Source organism: Halomonas sp. BN3-1 (genome assembly GCF_003056325.1).
Classification (GTDB): domain Bacteria; phylum Pseudomonadota; class Gammaproteobacteria; order Pseudomonadales; family Halomonadaceae; genus Halomonas; species Halomonas litopenaei.
This window is the reverse complement of sequence record NZ_PYVV01000001.1, coordinates 669982-686103: the sequence shown is the minus strand read 5'-3', so window position 1 is coordinate 686103 and position 16122 is coordinate 669982. Positions and strand designations below refer to the sequence as shown.

Annotated in this window: 20 protein-coding genes and 1 tRNA gene; 4 read left to right on the top strand and 17 right to left on the bottom strand. The window is 61.4% G+C overall.

Features of this window, described 5'->3' with window-relative positions; genetic code table 11:
• Window positions 1–158: 158 nt before the first annotated feature.
• From C9F12_RS02805 to C9F12_RS02780, 6 genes are all read right to left on the bottom strand, one after another.
• Complete coding sequence (locus C9F12_RS02805) at window positions 159–971, bottom strand: OmpA family protein (protein WP_108447894.1); 813 nt, start codon at window positions 969–971, stop codon at window positions 159–161.
• Window positions 972–1290: 319 nt separating this feature from the next.
• A complete protein-coding gene (locus C9F12_RS02800) occupies window positions 1291–1758 on the bottom strand; it encodes a DUF2489 domain-containing protein (protein WP_108447893.1) in 468 nt (155 codons plus the stop codon).
• 158 nt (window positions 1759–1916) lie between these two features.
• Window positions 1917–2834 (bottom strand): heme o synthase, encoded by a 918-nt coding sequence (gene cyoE, locus C9F12_RS02795; RefSeq protein ID WP_108447892.1) that lies wholly within the window; start codon window positions 2832–2834, stop codon window positions 1917–1919.
• Entirely contained in the window at window positions 2827–3867 is a 1041-nt protein-coding gene (locus tag C9F12_RS02790) for a COX15/CtaA family protein (RefSeq protein WP_045991501.1), read from the bottom strand. The genes cyoE and C9F12_RS02790 overlap by 8 nt, the downstream gene beginning before the upstream one ends.
• The gene (locus tag C9F12_RS02785; RefSeq protein WP_205254613.1) at window positions 3860–4513 is read right to left on the bottom strand and encodes a hypothetical protein; all 654 of its coding nucleotides are present in this window, start codon (window positions 4511–4513) and stop codon (window positions 3860–3862) included. Before C9F12_RS02785 ends, C9F12_RS02790 begins: the two co-directional genes overlap by 8 nt.
• Before the next feature lie 218 nt (window positions 4514–4731).
• Complete coding sequence (locus tag C9F12_RS02780) at window positions 4732–5487, bottom strand: SURF1 family protein (RefSeq protein WP_108447891.1); 756 nt, start codon at window positions 5485–5487, stop codon at window positions 4732–4734.
• Between C9F12_RS02780 and C9F12_RS02775 the strand changes: the two genes are divergently transcribed.
• Entirely contained in the window at window positions 5486–5677 is a 192-nt protein-coding gene (locus C9F12_RS02775) for a DUF2909 family protein (protein WP_045991503.1), read from the top strand. The two genes, C9F12_RS02780 and C9F12_RS02775, sit on opposite strands and share 2 nt — an antisense overlap.
• A 21-nt stretch (window positions 5678–5698) precedes the next feature.
• On the opposite strand, the gene C9F12_RS02770 is transcribed toward C9F12_RS02775, so the two are convergent.
• The 7 genes from C9F12_RS02770 to C9F12_RS02740 form a co-directional block, all read right to left on the bottom strand.
• Complete coding sequence (locus C9F12_RS02770; protein ID WP_108447890.1) at window positions 5699–6562, bottom strand: cytochrome c oxidase subunit 3; 864 nt, start codon at window positions 6560–6562, stop codon at window positions 5699–5701.
• The gene (locus tag C9F12_RS02765) at window positions 6559–7194 is read right to left on the bottom strand and encodes a cytochrome c oxidase assembly protein (protein ID WP_083970215.1); all 636 of its coding nucleotides are present in this window, start codon (window positions 7192–7194) and stop codon (window positions 6559–6561) included. The genes C9F12_RS02770 and C9F12_RS02765 overlap by 4 nt, the downstream gene beginning before the upstream one ends.
• Before the next feature lie 15 nt (window positions 7195–7209).
• Entirely contained in the window at window positions 7210–8841 is a 1632-nt protein-coding gene (gene ctaD, locus C9F12_RS02760; protein ID WP_045991505.1) for a cytochrome c oxidase subunit I, read from the bottom strand.
• A 211-nt stretch (window positions 8842–9052) separates the two neighbouring features.
• Window positions 9053–10165 carry a cytochrome c oxidase subunit II gene (coxB, locus tag C9F12_RS02755; RefSeq protein ID WP_045991627.1) on the bottom strand — a complete coding sequence of 371 codons (1113 nt, stop codon included), beginning with the start codon at window positions 10163–10165 and terminating at the stop codon, window positions 9053–9055.
• 135 nt (window positions 10166–10300) lie between these two features.
• Window positions 10301–10474 (bottom strand): DUF2970 domain-containing protein, encoded by a 174-nt coding sequence (locus tag C9F12_RS02750; protein ID WP_083970217.1) that lies wholly within the window; start codon window positions 10472–10474, stop codon window positions 10301–10303.
• A gap of 75 nt (window positions 10475–10549) precedes the next feature.
• A complete protein-coding gene (locus C9F12_RS02745) occupies window positions 10550–11278 on the bottom strand; it encodes an LrgB family protein (RefSeq protein ID WP_045991506.1) in 729 nt (242 codons plus the stop codon).
• Window positions 11278–11631 carry a CidA/LrgA family protein gene (locus C9F12_RS02740; RefSeq protein WP_045991507.1) on the bottom strand — a complete coding sequence of 118 codons (354 nt, stop codon included), beginning with the start codon at window positions 11629–11631 and terminating at the stop codon, window positions 11278–11280. The genes C9F12_RS02745 and C9F12_RS02740 overlap by 1 nt, the downstream gene beginning before the upstream one ends.
• 205 nt (window positions 11632–11836) lie before the next feature.
• On the opposite strand from C9F12_RS02740, the gene C9F12_RS02735 reads away from it, so the two are divergent.
• A tRNA-Pro gene (locus C9F12_RS02735) sits at window positions 11837–11913 on the top strand.
• Window positions 11914–12096: 183 nt separating this feature from the next.
• Here the strand turns inward: C9F12_RS02735 and C9F12_RS02730 are convergent.
• The 4 genes from C9F12_RS02730 to C9F12_RS02715 form a co-directional block, all read right to left on the bottom strand.
• Window positions 12097–12552, bottom strand: a complete 456-nt coding sequence (locus C9F12_RS02730) for a hypothetical protein (protein ID WP_108447889.1) — start codon at window positions 12550–12552, stop codon at window positions 12097–12099.
• 3 nt (window positions 12553–12555) lie between these two features.
• The gene (locus C9F12_RS02725; protein ID WP_205254612.1) at window positions 12556–12828 is read right to left on the bottom strand and encodes a hypothetical protein; all 273 of its coding nucleotides are present in this window, start codon (window positions 12826–12828) and stop codon (window positions 12556–12558) included.
• A gap of 45 nt (window positions 12829–12873) precedes the next feature.
• Window positions 12874–13275: a hypothetical protein gene (locus C9F12_RS02720; RefSeq protein WP_108447888.1), complete on the bottom strand. Its 402-nt coding sequence runs from the start codon at window positions 13273–13275 to the stop codon at window positions 12874–12876.
• Between the two features lie 184 nt (window positions 13276–13459).
• Window positions 13460–14251 (bottom strand): amidohydrolase family protein, encoded by a 792-nt coding sequence (locus tag C9F12_RS02715; protein WP_162816373.1) that lies wholly within the window; start codon window positions 14249–14251, stop codon window positions 13460–13462.
• 89 nt (window positions 14252–14340) lie between these two features.
• Between C9F12_RS02715 and C9F12_RS02710 the strand changes: the two genes are divergently transcribed.
• The gene (locus C9F12_RS02710) at window positions 14341–15078 is read left to right on the top strand and encodes a GntR family transcriptional regulator (RefSeq protein WP_108447886.1); all 738 of its coding nucleotides are present in this window, start codon (window positions 14341–14343) and stop codon (window positions 15076–15078) included.
• A 57-nt stretch (window positions 15079–15135) separates the two neighbouring features.
• The gene (locus tag C9F12_RS02705) at window positions 15136–16122 is read left to right on the top strand and encodes a TRAP transporter substrate-binding protein (protein WP_108447885.1); all 987 of its coding nucleotides are present in this window, start codon (window positions 15136–15138) and stop codon (window positions 16120–16122) included.

Sequence of the window (16122 nt, the reverse complement as noted above, 5' to 3'; positions counted from 1 at the left end):
GCCATGCTCTACCCCTGTGGAGGGCGTCGCCACACCCCTGGCGAGCGGGATGGCAAGACAGGCCACCACCACCCGAAACGCAGCGAGGCGCCCGAAGGCGCCTCGCTGATGTCATCGTGCTCGATCAGGCGATCGAGACGGACTCGGTCAGGGCAGACTTACTGCCACTCACCCAGTTCCACACGACGGTTTTCCGCACGACCTGCATCGGTGTCGTTGGTCGCGATGGGCTGCTCTTCACCGTAACCGATGGCACGCATGCGGTTCGGCTGAACACCCTGGCTCGCCAGGAAGCGAGCAACGGAAGCGGCACGCTCCTGAGACAGCTGCTTGTTGTAGCTGTCGGAACCGACGCTGTCAGTGTGACCTTCGATGCGCACGCCGACGTTCGGGTTGGCGCGCAGACGCTCGGCGATGCCGACCAGAACCTGCTCAGCCTGAGCGGTCAGGGTGGCGGAGTCGAACTCGAAGTTCACGTCACGCAGGACCAGGTCCTTCTCGCAACCCAGGGAGTTGACCTGGACACCGGCCGGAGTACCCGGGCACTGGTCCTGGAAGTCCGGCACACCATCGTTGTCGGAATCCAGCGGGCAACCCACTGCGTCCACGGCGACGCCGGCCGGAGTACCCGGGCACTGGTCGTTGGCGTCGTAGACGCCGTCACCGTCGGAATCCTTCGGAGCGTTCATCGGCTCCTTGTTCGGCTCGGCACACAGCAGAGCGCCAGCCACGGTGCCGACGGTCGCGCCGACAGCAGCGCCGGTTTCCTCGTCGTCATCGCTGGTGGTGCCGTAGCCGATACCACCGCCGATCAGACCACCAGCGATACCACACACCATCGGGTGCTGGTACCACGGCTTGGCGTCAGATGCGCTCATGCCGGAGGAGGACTGAGAGGCGGAGCTGGCGCAGCCGGAGAGGCCGACAACCAGTGCAGAACCGAGCAGCAAGCCAGTCGTTGATTTTTTCATGTAAGACTCCTTCTTCTATCTGACACTCAATGCTGAATACGGGTAACCCTGTTCTTCAGCGGGTCCAATGTTGTGCCGATCGAGAAACAGGATAGGTACCCTACTTCCTCATAGGCAAGAAAAGCATGAAATACAGCGCCTAGCCAGTCTATTAGTCGCCAATATCTCAACGTCTTCTGCCAACGGCCCATCGTGCAAGACAATTGCTGCACGACCAATCCCTTGCAGGCGATATCATGACGTATCGCTTCTGTACAATCAAACTAGCACAGGCGATACCCGCCCGTCATTCACTTCATCGAACAGTGTTCGAGATCGCTCAATTGAGAGAGTCGGGGTAACGGGCTTGAAAATCCAGCGCAGCCTGTGCCGCAGCCAGCACATCGTCGCGATTCGCTTCTTCCACGGCCAGTCGCTGCTTGTCTTCAGCGAACCGCTCCTTGGGCGTAAGCTCTTGACGAGCCTGATGTGTGTGCAGATGACGGGTCTGCTCGTAGACCTCGGCAAAGACCTTGAACTCGCGCCGCTCAAGCAGTGCCGGATCGATGATCTCGAACAATACTTTCAACCGCCAGCAGCCTTCGGTCACATCGACCTGACGCTGCAATAGCGCCGACGCAACCAGACCGAGGTTTTCCAGGCCATTTTCCCTGGCACGACGTTCCTCGTCCCGAATCACTCCCTCTCGGCGCCGCACCTCATTCTTCAACGACCAGGCGTACCACGCCAACGCGGCAATGATGACAATGCCAAGCCCGAGCAAGGCATAAGCGAGCGTCGTGGACATGCAGCCCCCTGTGCGATGGTCAAAGGGGGCATTCTACACATCTACCAGAGAGGCTGAACCATTCATCGCGAGAAAGACCGGTGACTGCCGCCTGCATTGTTGCCACCTGCCGATGACACTCCCGTGACACCGGACCGTTGAACGAAGGTAGTCGGCCCTCACGGACTCAAGGCGATACTCAGATAGTGATCCAGCAACAAGGCCAGAAAGACGCCGAGCAGATAGCGAATGGAAAACCAGAAGGCCTGCAAGGGCGCCTGTTCGTCGTGTCCACGCCAGACCCTGAGATTCCACTGCATGAAGCGTAGATTGAGCACACAGACGCTGACCAGATAGAGCCAGCCACTCATGCCGATGGTGAACGGCAGCAAGGTGGCGGCCACCGTCAACCAGCCATATAGCCAGACCTGCAGTCTGGCAAAGGCGAGGCCATGGGTCACGGGCAGCATCGGTACCCCTGCCTCGGCGTATTCATCACGCTTGTAGATCGCCAGCGCCCAGAAGTGCGGCGGCGTCCAGGCAAAGATGATCAACATGAGCAGCAGCGGTTCGGCTCCCACTGTCCCGGTCACACTGGTCCAGCCCAACAGTGGCGGCGCGGCACCTGCGACACCACCGATGACGATATTCTGCGGCGTGGCCCGTTTCAGAAATACCGTGTAGATCAACGCATAACCGACCAGCGACCACAGCGTAAGCCAAGCGGTCAACGGATTGACGGTCAGCGCCAGCAGCGCCACCCCCGAGGTGGACAATGACAGCGCCCAGGCCAGCGCCAGTGGCGTCGACAAGCGACCGGACGCCAGCGGGCGCCGCGAGGTGCGATGCATCCGCGCATCCAGCTTGCGATCCACCACGTGGTTGATCGCCGCCGCCCCGGCGGCGGCCAGTGCAATCCCGATAAGCCCGCACACCATGGCGTTAAGCGCAGCTGGCGATATCGCCCCGGGGATCGCCAGCAACATTCCCACCAGGGCGCACACCAGCATCACCATGACCACTCGCCATTTGCACAGCGTCAGCAAGTCACGCCATAGCGGATGGGTCGCCACACCCATGGCCTGTGCATCACGCATGGAGCCACCCTCCTCTGGTCTGGCGTTGACGTCCCTTCACCGCCTGTCTTGAATGGCGCTGCTTCCACGCTACCAGGGTAAAACTGAAGACCAGCAGTACCGCGCCGGCAGTATGTAGAAGCGCCAGGCCCAGCGGCAGCCACAGCAGCACATTGGCGATACCCAGGGCGACCTGCAAAGCCGTCGCCCCGGCCAGCGTCAGCAGCCAGGGCCGCATCTCACGGCGATGCCAGCGACGGATCACCACCAGTGCCAGCGCCAGCGTCAACGCCAGCGCTCCCAGCCGATGGGCCAGATGGATCGTCGTGCGTGCTTCGGCGTGCAGGGCCCCGTGCAGATAGTTGGGACCCACCGTCTGAGTAAGGTGGAAGCCCTCACCCCAGTCGGTGTCGGGCACCCACTGGCTATTGCAGGTGGGAAACCCCTGACAGGCGATGCCCGCGTAGTTGCTGGAGGTCCAGCCCCCCAGCGCCAGTTGCAGCACCAGCAGCATGGTGGCCACCCCCATCAGCGCCCCCAGTGGTCGGGCAGCGAGCGCCGCCTCCCCCCTGGCGACACGACGCAGGCGCAGATGCAGCCAGATGAACAGCGTCATCACCGTGAGACCACCCAGCAGGTGAAGGGTTACCACCTGGGGCCACAGCTTGAGGGTCACGGTGTAGGCACCGAAGGCCCCCTGCACCATCAAGGCGGCGAACAGCATCAGCATCAGACGCCAGGGAAACCCAGGCTTGCGCCGCCTGGGCCAGGCCAGCACCAGCAGGGCCATCACCATGACCCCGAGACATCCGGCCAGGTAGCGATGAATCATTTCCATCCAGGCCTTGGATGCCTCCAGCGGTGCATCCGGACTATGCAGCAGAGCGCTGCTTGCATCGGGCACGACCAGCGCCCCATAGCACCCCGGCCAGTCGGGACAACCCAGCCCCGCATCCAGCAATCGGGTGAAGGCACCGGCCATGATGACCAGGGCGGTGAACAGCGCCCCCACAAGACTCAAGAGCCGCAGCGTCGCCAGGCGTCGATCATTCATGGCGCACCTCCTGGCGGGCGTCTTCGCTGGCACCTTGGCTGTCGTGCAGACTGACCAGTTCGGAGTCACCTTGGGTAGCCTCGGCCTCACCGGGATCTTCGCCCAGGGCAGCAAGCGGTGGCTCGGGGTTGCGCTTGAACAGATGCTCGATGTCGTCCATCACCGCCCGGGTCTCCACCCCGGCAGGATAGGCGACCGCCACCCACCCCTGGGGGTCAAGCAGCCACGCCTGCCCCTGACTGGCCCACTCCGGCGACTCGGTCCAGGTCATCAGCGACTCGCCAGGCAAGGCAGCAGCGTCTCCACCCACGCGCACCCGACTCAGACGATGGGCGTCCTTGCCCAGCGCCCGGTGCAGGCGCCACCAGCGATCCGCGTCTTCGGCGCAGCTATCGCCGCAATCATAGGCCAGGGTCCAGGCATGCGCCGCGAGCTCCCCTTCACGATCGCGACTGGCAATGTCTGTGCGCTCAAGAGCCGGCCACCGGGACAGCGGCGGCACATCGGCATCAAGCGCCCCGTGGGCGGTACGGTTGTCGGGAATCCCGATACGGAACTCGACCATGCCCCAGGCAAGCGCCATGGGCATCACAAAGATCGCGATCAGTGCGACCAGCTTCAGCCGCTGCCACCCCATCGTCGTCATCCTCGCACCTCCACTCCTTGCGTCGACACGTTCCGTCCTGTCGTGTCCGCTGGGCTATCGGGTATCTGTTGTTCTCGCGCTAGTGTCGTGCTCTCGCGCTAGCCTCTTGTGCTCGCCGATGTCGCTTGTCTTTCGCCCCTTTCCTGTCTTTCGCGGCGTTGTTGTCTTCCGCGGTTTTCTTTCGCGGTTTTCTTTCGCGGTCTTGCCATCTCACGGCCTCAGCGTTCTTGCCTGGCGGCCATATCAACAATTGACCTTTCAGCGCTCGTGACGCCCGCCGCGCAAAGATCGCGATAGAGTCGTCGACCTCCAAACAGCAGCGCCAGCAGCGCCACCAGCGAAAGCCCCCACCACTGCAGTGCATAGGCCAGATGTCGCTCTGGTGGCATGACGTTAGGCGTCCACCAGTCCTCCAGATGCCCGGGACCCTGGCGCTGATGCAGCCAACCGGCAAAGCTGAACTCCTCGTTCCAGGCTCCGAGTTCGATGCGCTGCAGTCGCGTGCCTTCGAGGTTGTCACCGAACCGCGGCGTACGCCGGCCATCCGCCTGCCAATCACCGCTCAGCGACACCAGCCCCTTCGGCGTCTCTGCGTAGGGCGCCTGGCGCGACACCCCGGTCTCGAGAAAGCCGCGCTCCACCAGCCACCGCTGTCCCTCGACGTCGACAAAGGGCGTGAGCACCGCCACCCCGAGTCGATTGCCGAGCATCCGATTGTCCAGGTAGAGGGTTTCGTCGGCCTGAAAGACGCCTTCGAGCGACAGGCGGCTGCCGTCCGGCGGCAATGTCCCTGGCATGTTCAAGGTCGGTGCCTCGGCAAGGTTTGCAAGATAGTCGCGCTTGCCGGCGGCGCGCTCCCACTGCCATAGTCCAAGGCCGATACCCAGCGCCATCAGCGCTGCACACAGCAGGCACCAGGCCACCAGCCGACCCGGACCACGCCTTTTCCCCTCACTCGAACGGACTCTAACCATGCTGCTCAAGATCCTGATTCTGATCGTGTTCGTGGCCATGCTGGCCAGTCTCGCGGCCGGGGTCGGCTTCCTGCTCAAGGACGACAGCCACTCACGCCGCCTGCTGGTCTCGCTAAAGATCCGGGTAGCCCTGGCCGCCCTGCTGCTGGCGTTGCTGGCCTATGGCTTCGCCACCGGTACGATCGGCTGAGCGGCCCCCACGCCGCCTGCCTCAGAACACGTAGACAAAGATGAACAGCCCCAGCCAGACCACGTCGACAAAGTGCCAGTACCAGGCCGCCGCCTCGAAACCGAAGTGGTTGTCGCCACTGAAATGGCCCTTGCGGATACGCATCAGGATGCTGGCCAGGATGATGGTGCCGATGATGACGTGAAGGCCATGGAAGCCCGTCAGCATGAAGAAGGTCGAGCCGTAGATGCCCGCCTCCAGAGTCAGGCCCAGATGGTGGTAGGCCTCGTAGTATTCGACCCCCTGGATGATGATGAAGCAGGTACCCAGCAGCACCGTGCCGAACAGCCAGTTGTGGGTGGCGCGACGCTCGCCCATCTTCAATGCTTCGTGGGCGACCGTCAGGGTAATGCTCGAGGACACCAGCAGCAGGGTGTTGACCAGCGGCAGCTGCCACGGGCTCAGGGTCTCGGTCGGCCCCGAGATGGCGCTGTCCGGTGGGTTCTCCAGCGGCCAACTGGCGGTGAAGTCGGGCCACAGCAATGCCGACACGCCCTTGGCACCTTCACCATCGAGCCATGGCAGCGCCAAAGTCCGCACATAGAACAGCGCACCGAAGAAGGCGCCGAAGAACATCACTTCCGAGAAGATGAACCAGCCCATGCCCCAGCGGAAGGACCGATCCATCTGGGCGTCATAGAGCCCTGACATGGACTCCTTGATGACATCCCTGAACCACAGCACCATCACCGCCAGGATGCCCACCAGCCCCGCCAGCATGATCGGCGACCCCGCCGCCCCGTGCACCAGCCAGGTGCCCCCGCCGACCATCATCACGCCCATGGCCAGGGAACCGAGGATCGGCCACTTGCTGGTCGCGGGTACGTAGTAGCTGCCACCACTCATGCTTCACCTCCTGGATCTTCGCCAGACGCCGGTCGGCGTCCCTTGTCACTGCCCGGTGCGCCGTCGGCCACCGTCGCCACCGCCACGTCCGGTCCCTGGTCCTGCGGGTAGAGCGTGTACACCAGGGTCACGGTCTTGATCTCTTCGGGGAGATCGCGGGTCAGTTGAAACACCAGTGGCGCCTCGAAGCTCTCCCCCGGCGCCAGCCGTTGATTGTCGAAACAGAAACAGGCCAGCTTGCGCAGATGTAACGACGCCGGAGACGGGGTCACGCTGGGCACCGCCCTTGCCACCAGCGCCTGGTCACCCAGATTGCGAAAGGTGAAATACACCTCCGTGCTCTGCCCTGGGTGAACACGAACCTGGCGACTGTGGGCCTCCAGCTTCCACGGCAGTCCCGCACTGCCACGGGTCACGAACTGCATCGTCACCGTGCGTTCGGTATCGACCTCTTCGTGCACCAGCGTCTGAGCGCTGGTCGAGGTCTTGCCGTTGAGGCCCGTCACCTGGCAGAAGACGTCGTACAGCGGGACCAGGGCAAACGCGAAGCCAAACATCCCCGCCAGCACCACCAGAGTCTTCACCACGGTTCGTCGAACCTGGGGACTGCGATCCTCGACGACGTCCGTCATGGCGACACTCCCGACTCAGTGCTCCACCGGCCGATACTGAGGCGGGTGCTCGAAGGTATGCAGAGGCGCCGGGCTCGGCACCGTCCACTCAAGATCCTCGGCGCCATCCCAGGCCTTGGCCGGCGCCTTCTTGCCGCCCCGCACGCACATGATCACGATGACCACGAACAACAGTTGCGAGAAGCCGAACATGAAGGCACCGATACTGGAGAGCATGTTGAAGTCGGCAAACTGCAACGAGTAGTCGGGAATTCTTCGCGGCATGCCGGCAAGTCCGGAAAAATGCATCGGGAAGAAGGTCAGATTGACCCCGATCATCGACAGCCAGAAGTGCCACTGGGACAGCCGCAGGTGCGGGTAGTGGCCGGTCCACTTGGGCAGCCAGTAGTAGACCCCCGCCATGATCGAGAACACTGCGCCCGGCACCAGCACGTAGTGGAAATGTGCCACCACGAAGTAGGTGTCGTGGTACTGGAAGTCCGCCGGCGAGATCGCCAGCATCAGCCCCGAGAAGCCACCGATGGTGAACAGCACCACAAAGGCGATGGCGAACAGCATCGCCGGCTCGAAGCTGATCGAACCCCGGAACAGGGTGGTGATCCAGTTGAACACCTTCACCCCGGTCGGCACTGCGATCAGCATGGTGCTGTACATGAAGAACAGCTCCGCCACCAACGGTAACCCCACCACGAACATGTGGTGTGCCCACACCAAAAACGACAGGATGGCGATGGAAGCGGTGGCGTAAACCATGGAGGCATAGCCGAACAGCCGCTTGCGGGCGAACGTCGGAATGATCACCGAGACGATGCCGAAGGCCGGCAGGATCATGATGTAGACCTCGGGATGCCCGAAGAACCAGAACAGATGCTGGAACAGCACCGGATCACCACCGCCGCCGGCATTGAAGAAACTGGTGCCGAAGTTGATGTCCATCAGCATCATGGTGACCACCCCGGCCAGCACCGGCATTACCGCGATCAGCAGGAAGGCGGTGATCAACCAGGTCCAGACGAACAGGGTCATGTCCATCAGGCGCATGCCCGGTGCGCGCAGGTTCAGGATGGTGGCGATGATATTGATCGCCCCCAGGATCGAGCTGATACCGGCGATGTGCAGCGATAATATAAAGAAGGTGGTGGACGGCGGCGCGTAGGTGGTGGACAGCGGCGCATAGAAGGTCCAGCCGAAATTCGGTGCCCCACCCGGCATGAACAGCGTACTCAACATCAGGGTAAAGGCGATCGGCAGCAGCCAGAAGCTGAAGTTATTGAGCCTCGGCAACGCCATGTCCGGCGCCCCGATCTGCAGCGGCACCATCCAGTTGGCCAGCCCAACGAAGGCCGGCATCACCGCGCCGAACACCATGATCAGGCCATGCATGGTGGTCATCTGGTTGAAGAACTCGGGCTGCACCAGCTGAAGACCGGGCTGGAACAATTCGGCCCGCACCACCAGCGCGAAGACCCCACCGATCAGAAACATGGTCAAGGAGAAGATCAGATAAAGGGTACCGATCTCCTTGTGATTGGTGGTCAGTACCCAGCGCATCAGACCGCCTGGGCGATAGTGATGCTCGTCGTGTCCCGCCGAGCTGGCCTCGGAGGCCGACGACTCGAGTCGATGCTTGGGAGGCAGTGACGCCATGGCGAAGATCTCCCCTGTTGGCCGCCTGCCTGACTCTTGGCGGGCGTCGATGGTGCGTTCAACGTGACTCCTGAGAGCCCCCGGTTGCTCGGACTGGTCGTTCGTCGACCATCCCTTGTTCGCTATTCCCTTGCTCGTTCATCTCTTGTGCTTGCATTTCCCGGCACCTGAACCGCTGCTCCAATCTCGATCCCGACAGCCATTCGTCCGGCTACTCGGACAGCATGTCGGCGATATCGGCCGGCTGGGTCACCTCGCCTGTCTCATTACCCCAGGCGTTGCGTTCGTAGGTGATGACGGCGGCGATCTCCACCGGATTCAGGGTGGTGCGGAAGGCCGGCATGGCGGTACCCGAGACACCGTTGACGACGGTATCCAGATGGCGCTCCGGCTCGTCCAGCAATGCCTGGTTGCCCGCCAGCGCCGGGAAGGCAGGCGGCAGGCCACTACCATCAACCTGGTGACAGGAGGCGCAGATGGAGCCGTAGACCTGCTCGCCACGCTCCATCAGTTCGTCCATGGACCACTCGCGATCCACCCCCTGGGCCTCCTGGGCAGCGGCGGCCTTACGCTCGGCCAACCAGGTATCGAACTGCTCCTGCTCGACCGCCTCGACCACCACCGGCATGAAGCCGTGATCCTTGCCGCAGAGCTCCGCGCACTGGCCGCGATAGATGCCGGGCTCGTTGATGCGCACCCAGTTTTCATTGACGAAGCCAGGCACCGCGTCCTGCTTGACCGCCAGTTCGGGCACCCACCATGAGTGGATGACGTCGTCGGCGGTCAGCAGCAGGCGTACCTTCTTGCCCACCGGCAGCACCAGTGGTTCATCGACTTCGAGTAGATAGTTTTCCCCCTTCTCGCTCTCGCCGGAGATCTGCTCGCGGGGGGTCGCAAGGTTGGAGGTAAAGTCGACATCCTCACCCAGGTAGCTGTAGTGCCAGCGCCATTGCTGGCCGGTCACCATCACATCCAGGTCGGCGTCGGAGGCGTCGTACATCTTCTTGAGCGTGGCGGTAGCCGGCACTGCCATGCCGACCAGGATGAGCAACGGCAGGGCCGTCCAGATCACCTCGACGGTGGTGTGCTCATGGAACTTGGCGGCCTTTGCGCCCTGGGAGTGACGATAGCGGAACAGCGAGTAGAACATGGCGCCGAAGACCACCACGCCAATGATCACGCAGATCCAGAAGATCGTCATGTGCAGCGAATACACCTCACGACTGACGTCCGTCACCCCGACCGGCATGTTCCAGTCGGACGCCTGGAGGTGCCCTCCGAGTCCTGCGAACAGCGTTCCCGCAGTCATCCACACATGCCGCATGCGCATCGATGCCTCCTGGAGCTCGTTGTTATCTTGTTCGCTCGCCAATGGCTCGAGTATAGAAGAGCCTGGTCACTGCCCCGCGTGTAGCGGGCCGAGCCGTCAACGCAAGACGCCACCCTGCCAACGGGTCACTCAACCCGCCGCCAGGGTGGCGATCACGATCAGAATCACGACAAACAGCACCCCCATGAGGATGCCTACGACGATAAAGCTGGACGCCTTGCCGGTGGTGAAGTCTTCCTGACGCCGGGACTCGCGTTGCACGCCAAAAAACGCGGCGAGTACCGACTTGATGGTCTTCCACATCTTGACCTCCGGCCCAATCCCTTCGCTTGACCATAGTTCAGCCGGAGACAATTTGCGTTGCGCATTAGACGAAGGTCAGAGTCCGAATATCGCCACAATCAGCGGCAGCAAAAAGGCGGTGATCAAGCCCGTCAGACCCATGGCAAGACCAGAGAAGGCGCCGGCCATGGCCCCCAGCTTGGCGAACGCCTGGGCCGTACCAAAGCCGTGGGCGGAGAGTCCCATGGTAAAGCCCTGGATCACCGGGTCCTTGATGCCGAGTAGACGAAAGATGAACGGCCCCAGCGCACAGCCGATGGAGCCGGTAATCAACACAAGCCCCGCCGCCAGCGACGGAATACCACCAATCTTCTCCGCCACCCCCATGGCGATGGGCGACGTTACCGAGCGCGGCGCCAACGACAGCACGGTTTCTGGCGCCGCCCCGAACAAAAGCGCAATACCAAGGGTCGAGGCCACCGCGGTCACGATACCCGCGCCACAAGCTACCAACAGCGGCAGCAGTAGCTGACGTACCCGCTCGCGATGGTCATACAGCGGGATGGCCAGCGCCACCGTGGCTGGCCCCAGCAAAAAGTGGATGAACTGGGCGCCCTCGAAGTAGGTGGCGTAGTCGATCCCGGTGACCAGCAGGAAGGAGATGATCAGGGCAATACTCAGGGTTACCGCGTGAAGCAGCGGCGTGCCGCCCAGCCACTTGTTGATGCGCACCGCCAGGGCGAACGCCAACAGCGTGACCAGCAGCGACAACAGCGGATTGCCGGACAGATAGACCCACAGCTCATCGAGTTCGGCCACATCCATTACTGACCTCCCCGGCGAGCAGCCAGCCTTGCCATGACCCAGGCGGTGACCGCCAGGGTCAAGGCCGTGGACAGCACCAGCGTCGCCGCAATGGCGAGCCAGTCATCGGCGATCAGGCGGCCATGCACCATCAACCCGACACCCGCAGGCACAAACAGAAGCGTCAGGTAACGCAGCAGACCTTCCCCTGTCGTACGCAGGCTCTTCGGCACCTTGCCGCGAATCGACAGCCCGATCAGCAGGATCACCATTCCGATCACCGGCCCGGGTATCGGTAACGTCAGCCCCCGCGCGATCAACTCACCAGCGAACTGACACGCCAGCAGTAGACTCATTCCCAGAATCAGCGGCATTCCCTGGTCCTCCTCGTGTCCCATTGCCTACCAATAGTGTGTCAGAGCACGGACAAAGTGGGCAGCGCTGACGCCCGGGGCTGGTCAATTTCCAACCAATTGAAATAAAAGCGCAAAAGGGGCTTTTCATTTTGAAATGAACGCGCTAGTATACGCCTCGTCTTAGGGGGACAGGCCAGACGGTCAGACAACCCATAGGCCAAGTCGGAGCGTGGCGCAGCTTGGTAGCGCGTTGCAATGGGGTTGCAAAGGTCGCAGGTTCGAATCCTGTCGCTCCGACCACTGAATTCAAGATTGACGGTCACCTTGCTCATCAGAGCGGTGGCCGTTTTTCGTTGTGCTCGCCACCCCCTTCTTGTCGCTTAGAGTGTAACCGCGCGCCAGCTTTGGCACTTGGTTGCGGGAAAGTTGGCACAAGGTCTGCGACGGCACAGCACCCTATTTCGCGCGATACTTAGCACCCAGCTACACAACCATCGGTCCAGTACGCCTTCTGGGCGGTGGCAGCTTCTTCTTGCCCGCCACATATTTGCATGACGAGCAGCGATACCAATGCCCGTCCTCTGTCATGACTGCCAGCCGCTCGTCCTCCTTGCATACAGGACAGATCACATGCTTGGGAGTGCCGTCTACAGCAAACTCATCCTTCAGAACCAGCACGTAGTCCCCCGTAGATGTTTGCTGAAGCTGGTACTTATCAAACCTGGCGGCCCTCTCAAGCTGATCTTTTAACTGCCTATTCTCGTCGATCAGTTCCTGATGCTGCTGCATCTCGAACAGGCTGAACTGCGCCGAGGTAAGCTGTTCCATGATGTCTGCGATGGCCGTATTGAGCTTGGCCTGATCGTTTACGTCCTTGGCAGAACGCGCAATTTCGTATGCGGTCTTGAGGCCTTTGCCGAGTGATACGAAGTCGACCATGTCTTATCCTTGCTGGCTGCGATGACTGCTCTCGAATAACCCCGCAGGCTCGGCCTCGACATCCCAGCTGAAGATCAGCACCTCGCTGGCCTCTGAGCCTTTGCCGCAGCCGACGGTGTAGCGGATGTCGGTGGTCTCGATGTGGTAGTCGGCGAAGATCCGGCGGATGTCGGGGTGCTCATTCAAGCTGACGATGGCCTTGCCCTTGAGCCGCCCCTGGGTACGGTCCGCATCCCACAGCGGGCTGCTGTCCGCCGGTGTATGAATCGGTGTCACCGAGACCGGACTATCGACCCGAACCGCGCGTCCGCTCTCGAGTTTCTAGTCTTTCGCCTCCGTCAGCATCAGGCGGTTAATCCGCTCCCAGCTGACATCGCCAATGGAGCTGCCCCCCCTTTCTGTAACACCGACTTCTTCAGCGCTAAACCGAGGGGTAGCCTGGCAATGGCTCGAAAGGACTGGGGGCCCTCCAGATAAAGCGCCAAGACCTCGTAGCTGAGCTGGCGGTACTTGTTTGAGGATGGCGCAACGTAACAGAATTTCGACCGGCAAGCCTTTCCGCCCGGTTGCGTTGAAGTCGGCTCGGCAGAGATCCGACGCGATCCAGCCCAGCATCTCGGGATGGGCATCCAGCCAGTCGGACATCGCCTTTAATTTGCACCTGATCTCGTGATCGGCAAACCGATCTAGTCCATTGCTCTGGACAGTGCGTTTCTGGCGCATCGGCGCCTCTTCGGATTGTAGTTTTTTCTTTTTGTTTCAATACCTTCCAACAAAAAAACACTATTTTCCGCAGAGCCTTTCCTTCTGTTGCTTCCGAAACTTTTTTCTTTTACATCAGTGCCTTTTGTTTATGGATGGAACCAGCGAGAGGAAGACTATCGCATCTTTCCCAAGTCAGGACACGCTACTCGGCAAAGCCATAGAAACGACGAGGTGTCTCGCTCATGACCACCGCCAGATCCGCGGCGGGCATCCACTGATCGATATCATTCAGGGCCTTCTCGAAACTGTAGAGATGTTCGTGTTCCGTCCAAGGCCAGTCACTGCCCCACATCAATCGATACGGCCCTAATGCATCCAGCAACCTCTTGCCGACATCGTGGAGGCCATCACAACGGTTTCGGTAGGGGGCCGAGCACTTGACCCAAAAACGCTGGTCACCGACTCCCACACAGAGCCGGTCAATAACGGGATCCCGCCAGGCGTTGGCCTGAGGACGGCCGAAGTGGTCGATCACTAAGTCCAGGTCCCAGCGCTGGAGCAGGTCGACGATCGCCAGCAGAGTGGCGCCCTCCGCCTGGATCTCCACATGCCAACGACGTGCCTCGAGCCGCGAGAACAGCGCACTCCATTCCGCCGCCTTGAGCTCATCGCTATTCCGTCCGATCCAGTTAAGGCGTGTGCCCCGAATGCCCAGTGTCGTCATCTCGTCGAGAGTGTCATCCGAGACATCCGGGGATAGCACCGCCACCCCACGTAGTCGCTCTGGATGACGTCGCAGACAATCCATGAGGTAGTCGTTGTGGATACCGAGGAAGCTGGGCTGGACCAGCACGCCTTGCGCGATCCCGAAGCGATCCAGCAGGTCGAGATAGCTCGCCAGCGGCGCCTCATAACGGGGGCGGTGCCGGGGATTCCTGGCAATCCGACACTGGTGGGTAAAGACGTGGGCGTGGGCGTCAACGATTTTAGACATTGGTCGAATCCGGGTTGTGCTCGGGGGGCATTGCATGTCATAGATAACTACTCTTATATAAGACCATAAATACACAAGAGTACATCCCAATGCAAGCCACTGCCCGACAGGACGAGACGCGCAGCCCGCGCTACTACCGGATCTACCAAGCGCTGTTGAGCGAGATTCAGCACGGCGACCTCAAGCCGGGTGATGTGCTGCCATCGGAAATGAACATAGCGCAATCGCATGGCGTGGCACCGGGTACGGCCCGCAAGGCGGTCGACATGCTGGTCGATCGCGGCTGGGTGGAGCGCCAGCATGGCAAGGGTACCTTCGTGCGCCGAGCAGACTTCAGCCACTCGCTGGCTCGCTTCTTCCGCCTGACCGACCGCGAAGGCGTGCAGCTGCATCCAAAGAGCGAGCTACTTGAGATCCGGGCATTGGAGGGGGCGGCTGAAATCTGTCGTCAGCTCGAAGTACCTGAAAAGAGCGAGTTGATCGAAATTGAACGGGTGCGCCGCGTCGATGAGGTGCCGCTCTTGCACGAAATGATCTACCTGCCAAGTGCACGCTTCCTTCCCTTGCTGAGCCTACCGACCAAGGAGTGGGGAGATCTGCTTTACCCCCTCTATGAACAGCTCTGTGGCGAGGTAGTCTTCCGCGCCACCGACACCCTCTCAGCGGGCCCTGCGCCAGCAGGGCCCGCTCATTACCTGGGGCAAGCCCCCGGGTCACAGGTTATCGAAATCACTCGTCTGGCCAGAGGGTATGACGAACGACCGCTGGAGTGGCGACTGAGCCGAGGCCGGCTCGACCTGTTCCATTACAGCTTCGATATCCGATAGGGGAACGGACTCTTGCCCATCCCCTTCCACCAAACGGACTCCCCAAGGAGCTACGACATGATCAACAACAAGACCGTTTCTCTATCCAGCATCACGGGCATGGGCCTGCTCGCCCTGAGCGTGCATGCCAACGCCACTCAAGAGGTCCGTATCGCTACCCATGTGTCGGCCGAATCACCGCTGGCCAAGCAGATGGAAATGTTTGCGACCCGCATCGAGGAGCGTCTGCCAGGGGAGTTCACCTTCGAGCTCTACCCGAATGGCCAACTCGGCAAGGAGTCGGCGCTCATCGACAACCTTCAGCTCGATACCATTGAGATGGTCAATGTCGCCTCCGGCGTATTGAAGGTGGATGACAAGCTCGGCTTCTTCGACCTCCCGTGGCTGTTCCAGGATCGCGAGAATGTTCAGCGCGCCATGGCCGCAGGACTGGAAGTGGCCCTGGTCGAGACCGTCGAGGAAAGCATGAGCGCCAGGGTCGTGGGGGTCTATGAGAACGGCTTCCGCCATATCATCAACTCCAGCCATCCCATTGAGGTCCCCGCCGACCTGGATGGCATGAAGATCCGCATCTCCGGCGGGGACTTCCGCCAGCAGATCTTCGCCTCGCTGGGGGCTGTACCAGCCAAGATCGCCTGGGGTGAGACCTTCACCGCCATGCAAACCGGCGTGGTGGACGGAGCCGAAGCCGCGAGCTACGGCTTCTATGGCCAGAAGATGTACGAGGTGCAGGACTACCTGTCGCTGACCCACCACGTCTATACGCCATCTTTCCTGCTGGCCTCTCCCGGATTCTGGGACTCGCTGACAGAAGAGCAGCAGTCGGTCTTCACCGAGGTGGCCGACGAGATGCGCGATGACGCCTATGCCCAGGCGAGCGAGATCGAGCAGTCGAACCTGGATGCCATGCGAGATTCATTGGAAGTGAATGATGTTGAACTGGCGCCGTTCCGGGATAGCGTCAAGTCCGTATATGAGAACTACGTGGAAGAGTTCGGCGATACCTGGCTCAACCTCGTGCGCCAGACCGCCGAGTCGTCATAA

Coding starts and splice junctions, on each gene's coding strand:
- C9F12_RS02740 (WP_045991507.1), bottom strand. CDS start 11,631: ATGCCGCTGATTCTGGGAATGAGTCTACTGCTGGCGTGTCAGTTCGCT.
- C9F12_RS02715 (WP_162816373.1), bottom strand. CDS start 14,251: ATGTCTAAAATCGTTGACGCCCACGCCCACGTCTTTACCCACCAGTGT.
- C9F12_RS02790 (WP_045991501.1), bottom strand. CDS start 3,867: ATGAATGATCGACGCCTGGCGACGCTGCGGCTCTTGAGTCTTGTGGGG.
- C9F12_RS02750 (WP_083970217.1), bottom strand. CDS start 10,474: ATGTGGAAGACCATCAAGTCGGTACTCGCCGCGTTTTTTGGCGTGCAA.
- C9F12_RS02730 (WP_108447889.1), bottom strand. CDS start 12,552: ATGGTCGACTTCGTATCACTCGGCAAAGGCCTCAAGACCGCATACGAA.
- coxB (WP_045991627.1), bottom strand. CDS start 10,165: ATGCGGCATGTGTGGATGACTGCGGGAACGCTGTTCGCAGGACTCGGA.
- C9F12_RS02770 (WP_108447890.1), bottom strand. CDS start 6,562: ATGAGTGGTGGCAGCTACTACGTACCCGCGACCAGCAAGTGGCCGATC.
- ctaD (WP_045991505.1), bottom strand. CDS start 8,841: ATGGCGTCACTGCCTCCCAAGCATCGACTCGAGTCGTCGGCCTCCGAG.
- C9F12_RS02780 (WP_108447891.1), bottom strand. CDS start 5,487: ATGGTTAGAGTCCGTTCGAGTGAGGGGAAAAGGCGTGGTCCGGGTCGG.
- C9F12_RS02785 (WP_205254613.1), bottom strand. CDS start 4,513: ATGACGACGATGGGGTGGCAGCGGCTGAAGCTGGTCGCACTGATCGCG.
- C9F12_RS02805 (WP_108447894.1), bottom strand. CDS start 971: ATGAAAAAATCAACGACTGGCTTGCTGCTCGGTTCTGCACTGGTTGTC.
- cyoE (WP_108447892.1), bottom strand. CDS start 2,834: ATGCGTGATGCACAGGCCATGGGTGTGGCGACCCATCCGCTATGGCGT.
- C9F12_RS02705 (WP_108447885.1), top strand. CDS start 15,136: ATGATCAACAACAAGACCGTTTCTCTATCCAGCATCACGGGCATGGGC.
- C9F12_RS02775 (WP_045991503.1), top strand. CDS start 5,486: ATGCTGCTCAAGATCCTGATTCTGATCGTGTTCGTGGCCATGCTGGCC.
- C9F12_RS02765 (WP_083970215.1), bottom strand. CDS start 7,194: ATGACGGACGTCGTCGAGGATCGCAGTCCCCAGGTTCGACGAACCGTG.
- C9F12_RS02745 (WP_045991506.1), bottom strand. CDS start 11,278: ATGGATGTGGCCGAACTCGATGAGCTGTGGGTCTATCTGTCCGGCAAT.
- C9F12_RS02710 (WP_108447886.1), top strand. CDS start 14,341: ATGCAAGCCACTGCCCGACAGGACGAGACGCGCAGCCCGCGCTACTAC.
- C9F12_RS02800 (WP_108447893.1), bottom strand. CDS start 1,758: ATGTCCACGACGCTCGCTTATGCCTTGCTCGGGCTTGGCATTGTCATC.
- C9F12_RS02720 (WP_108447888.1), bottom strand. CDS start 13,275: ATGCGCCAGAAACGCACTGTCCAGAGCAATGGACTAGATCGGTTTGCC.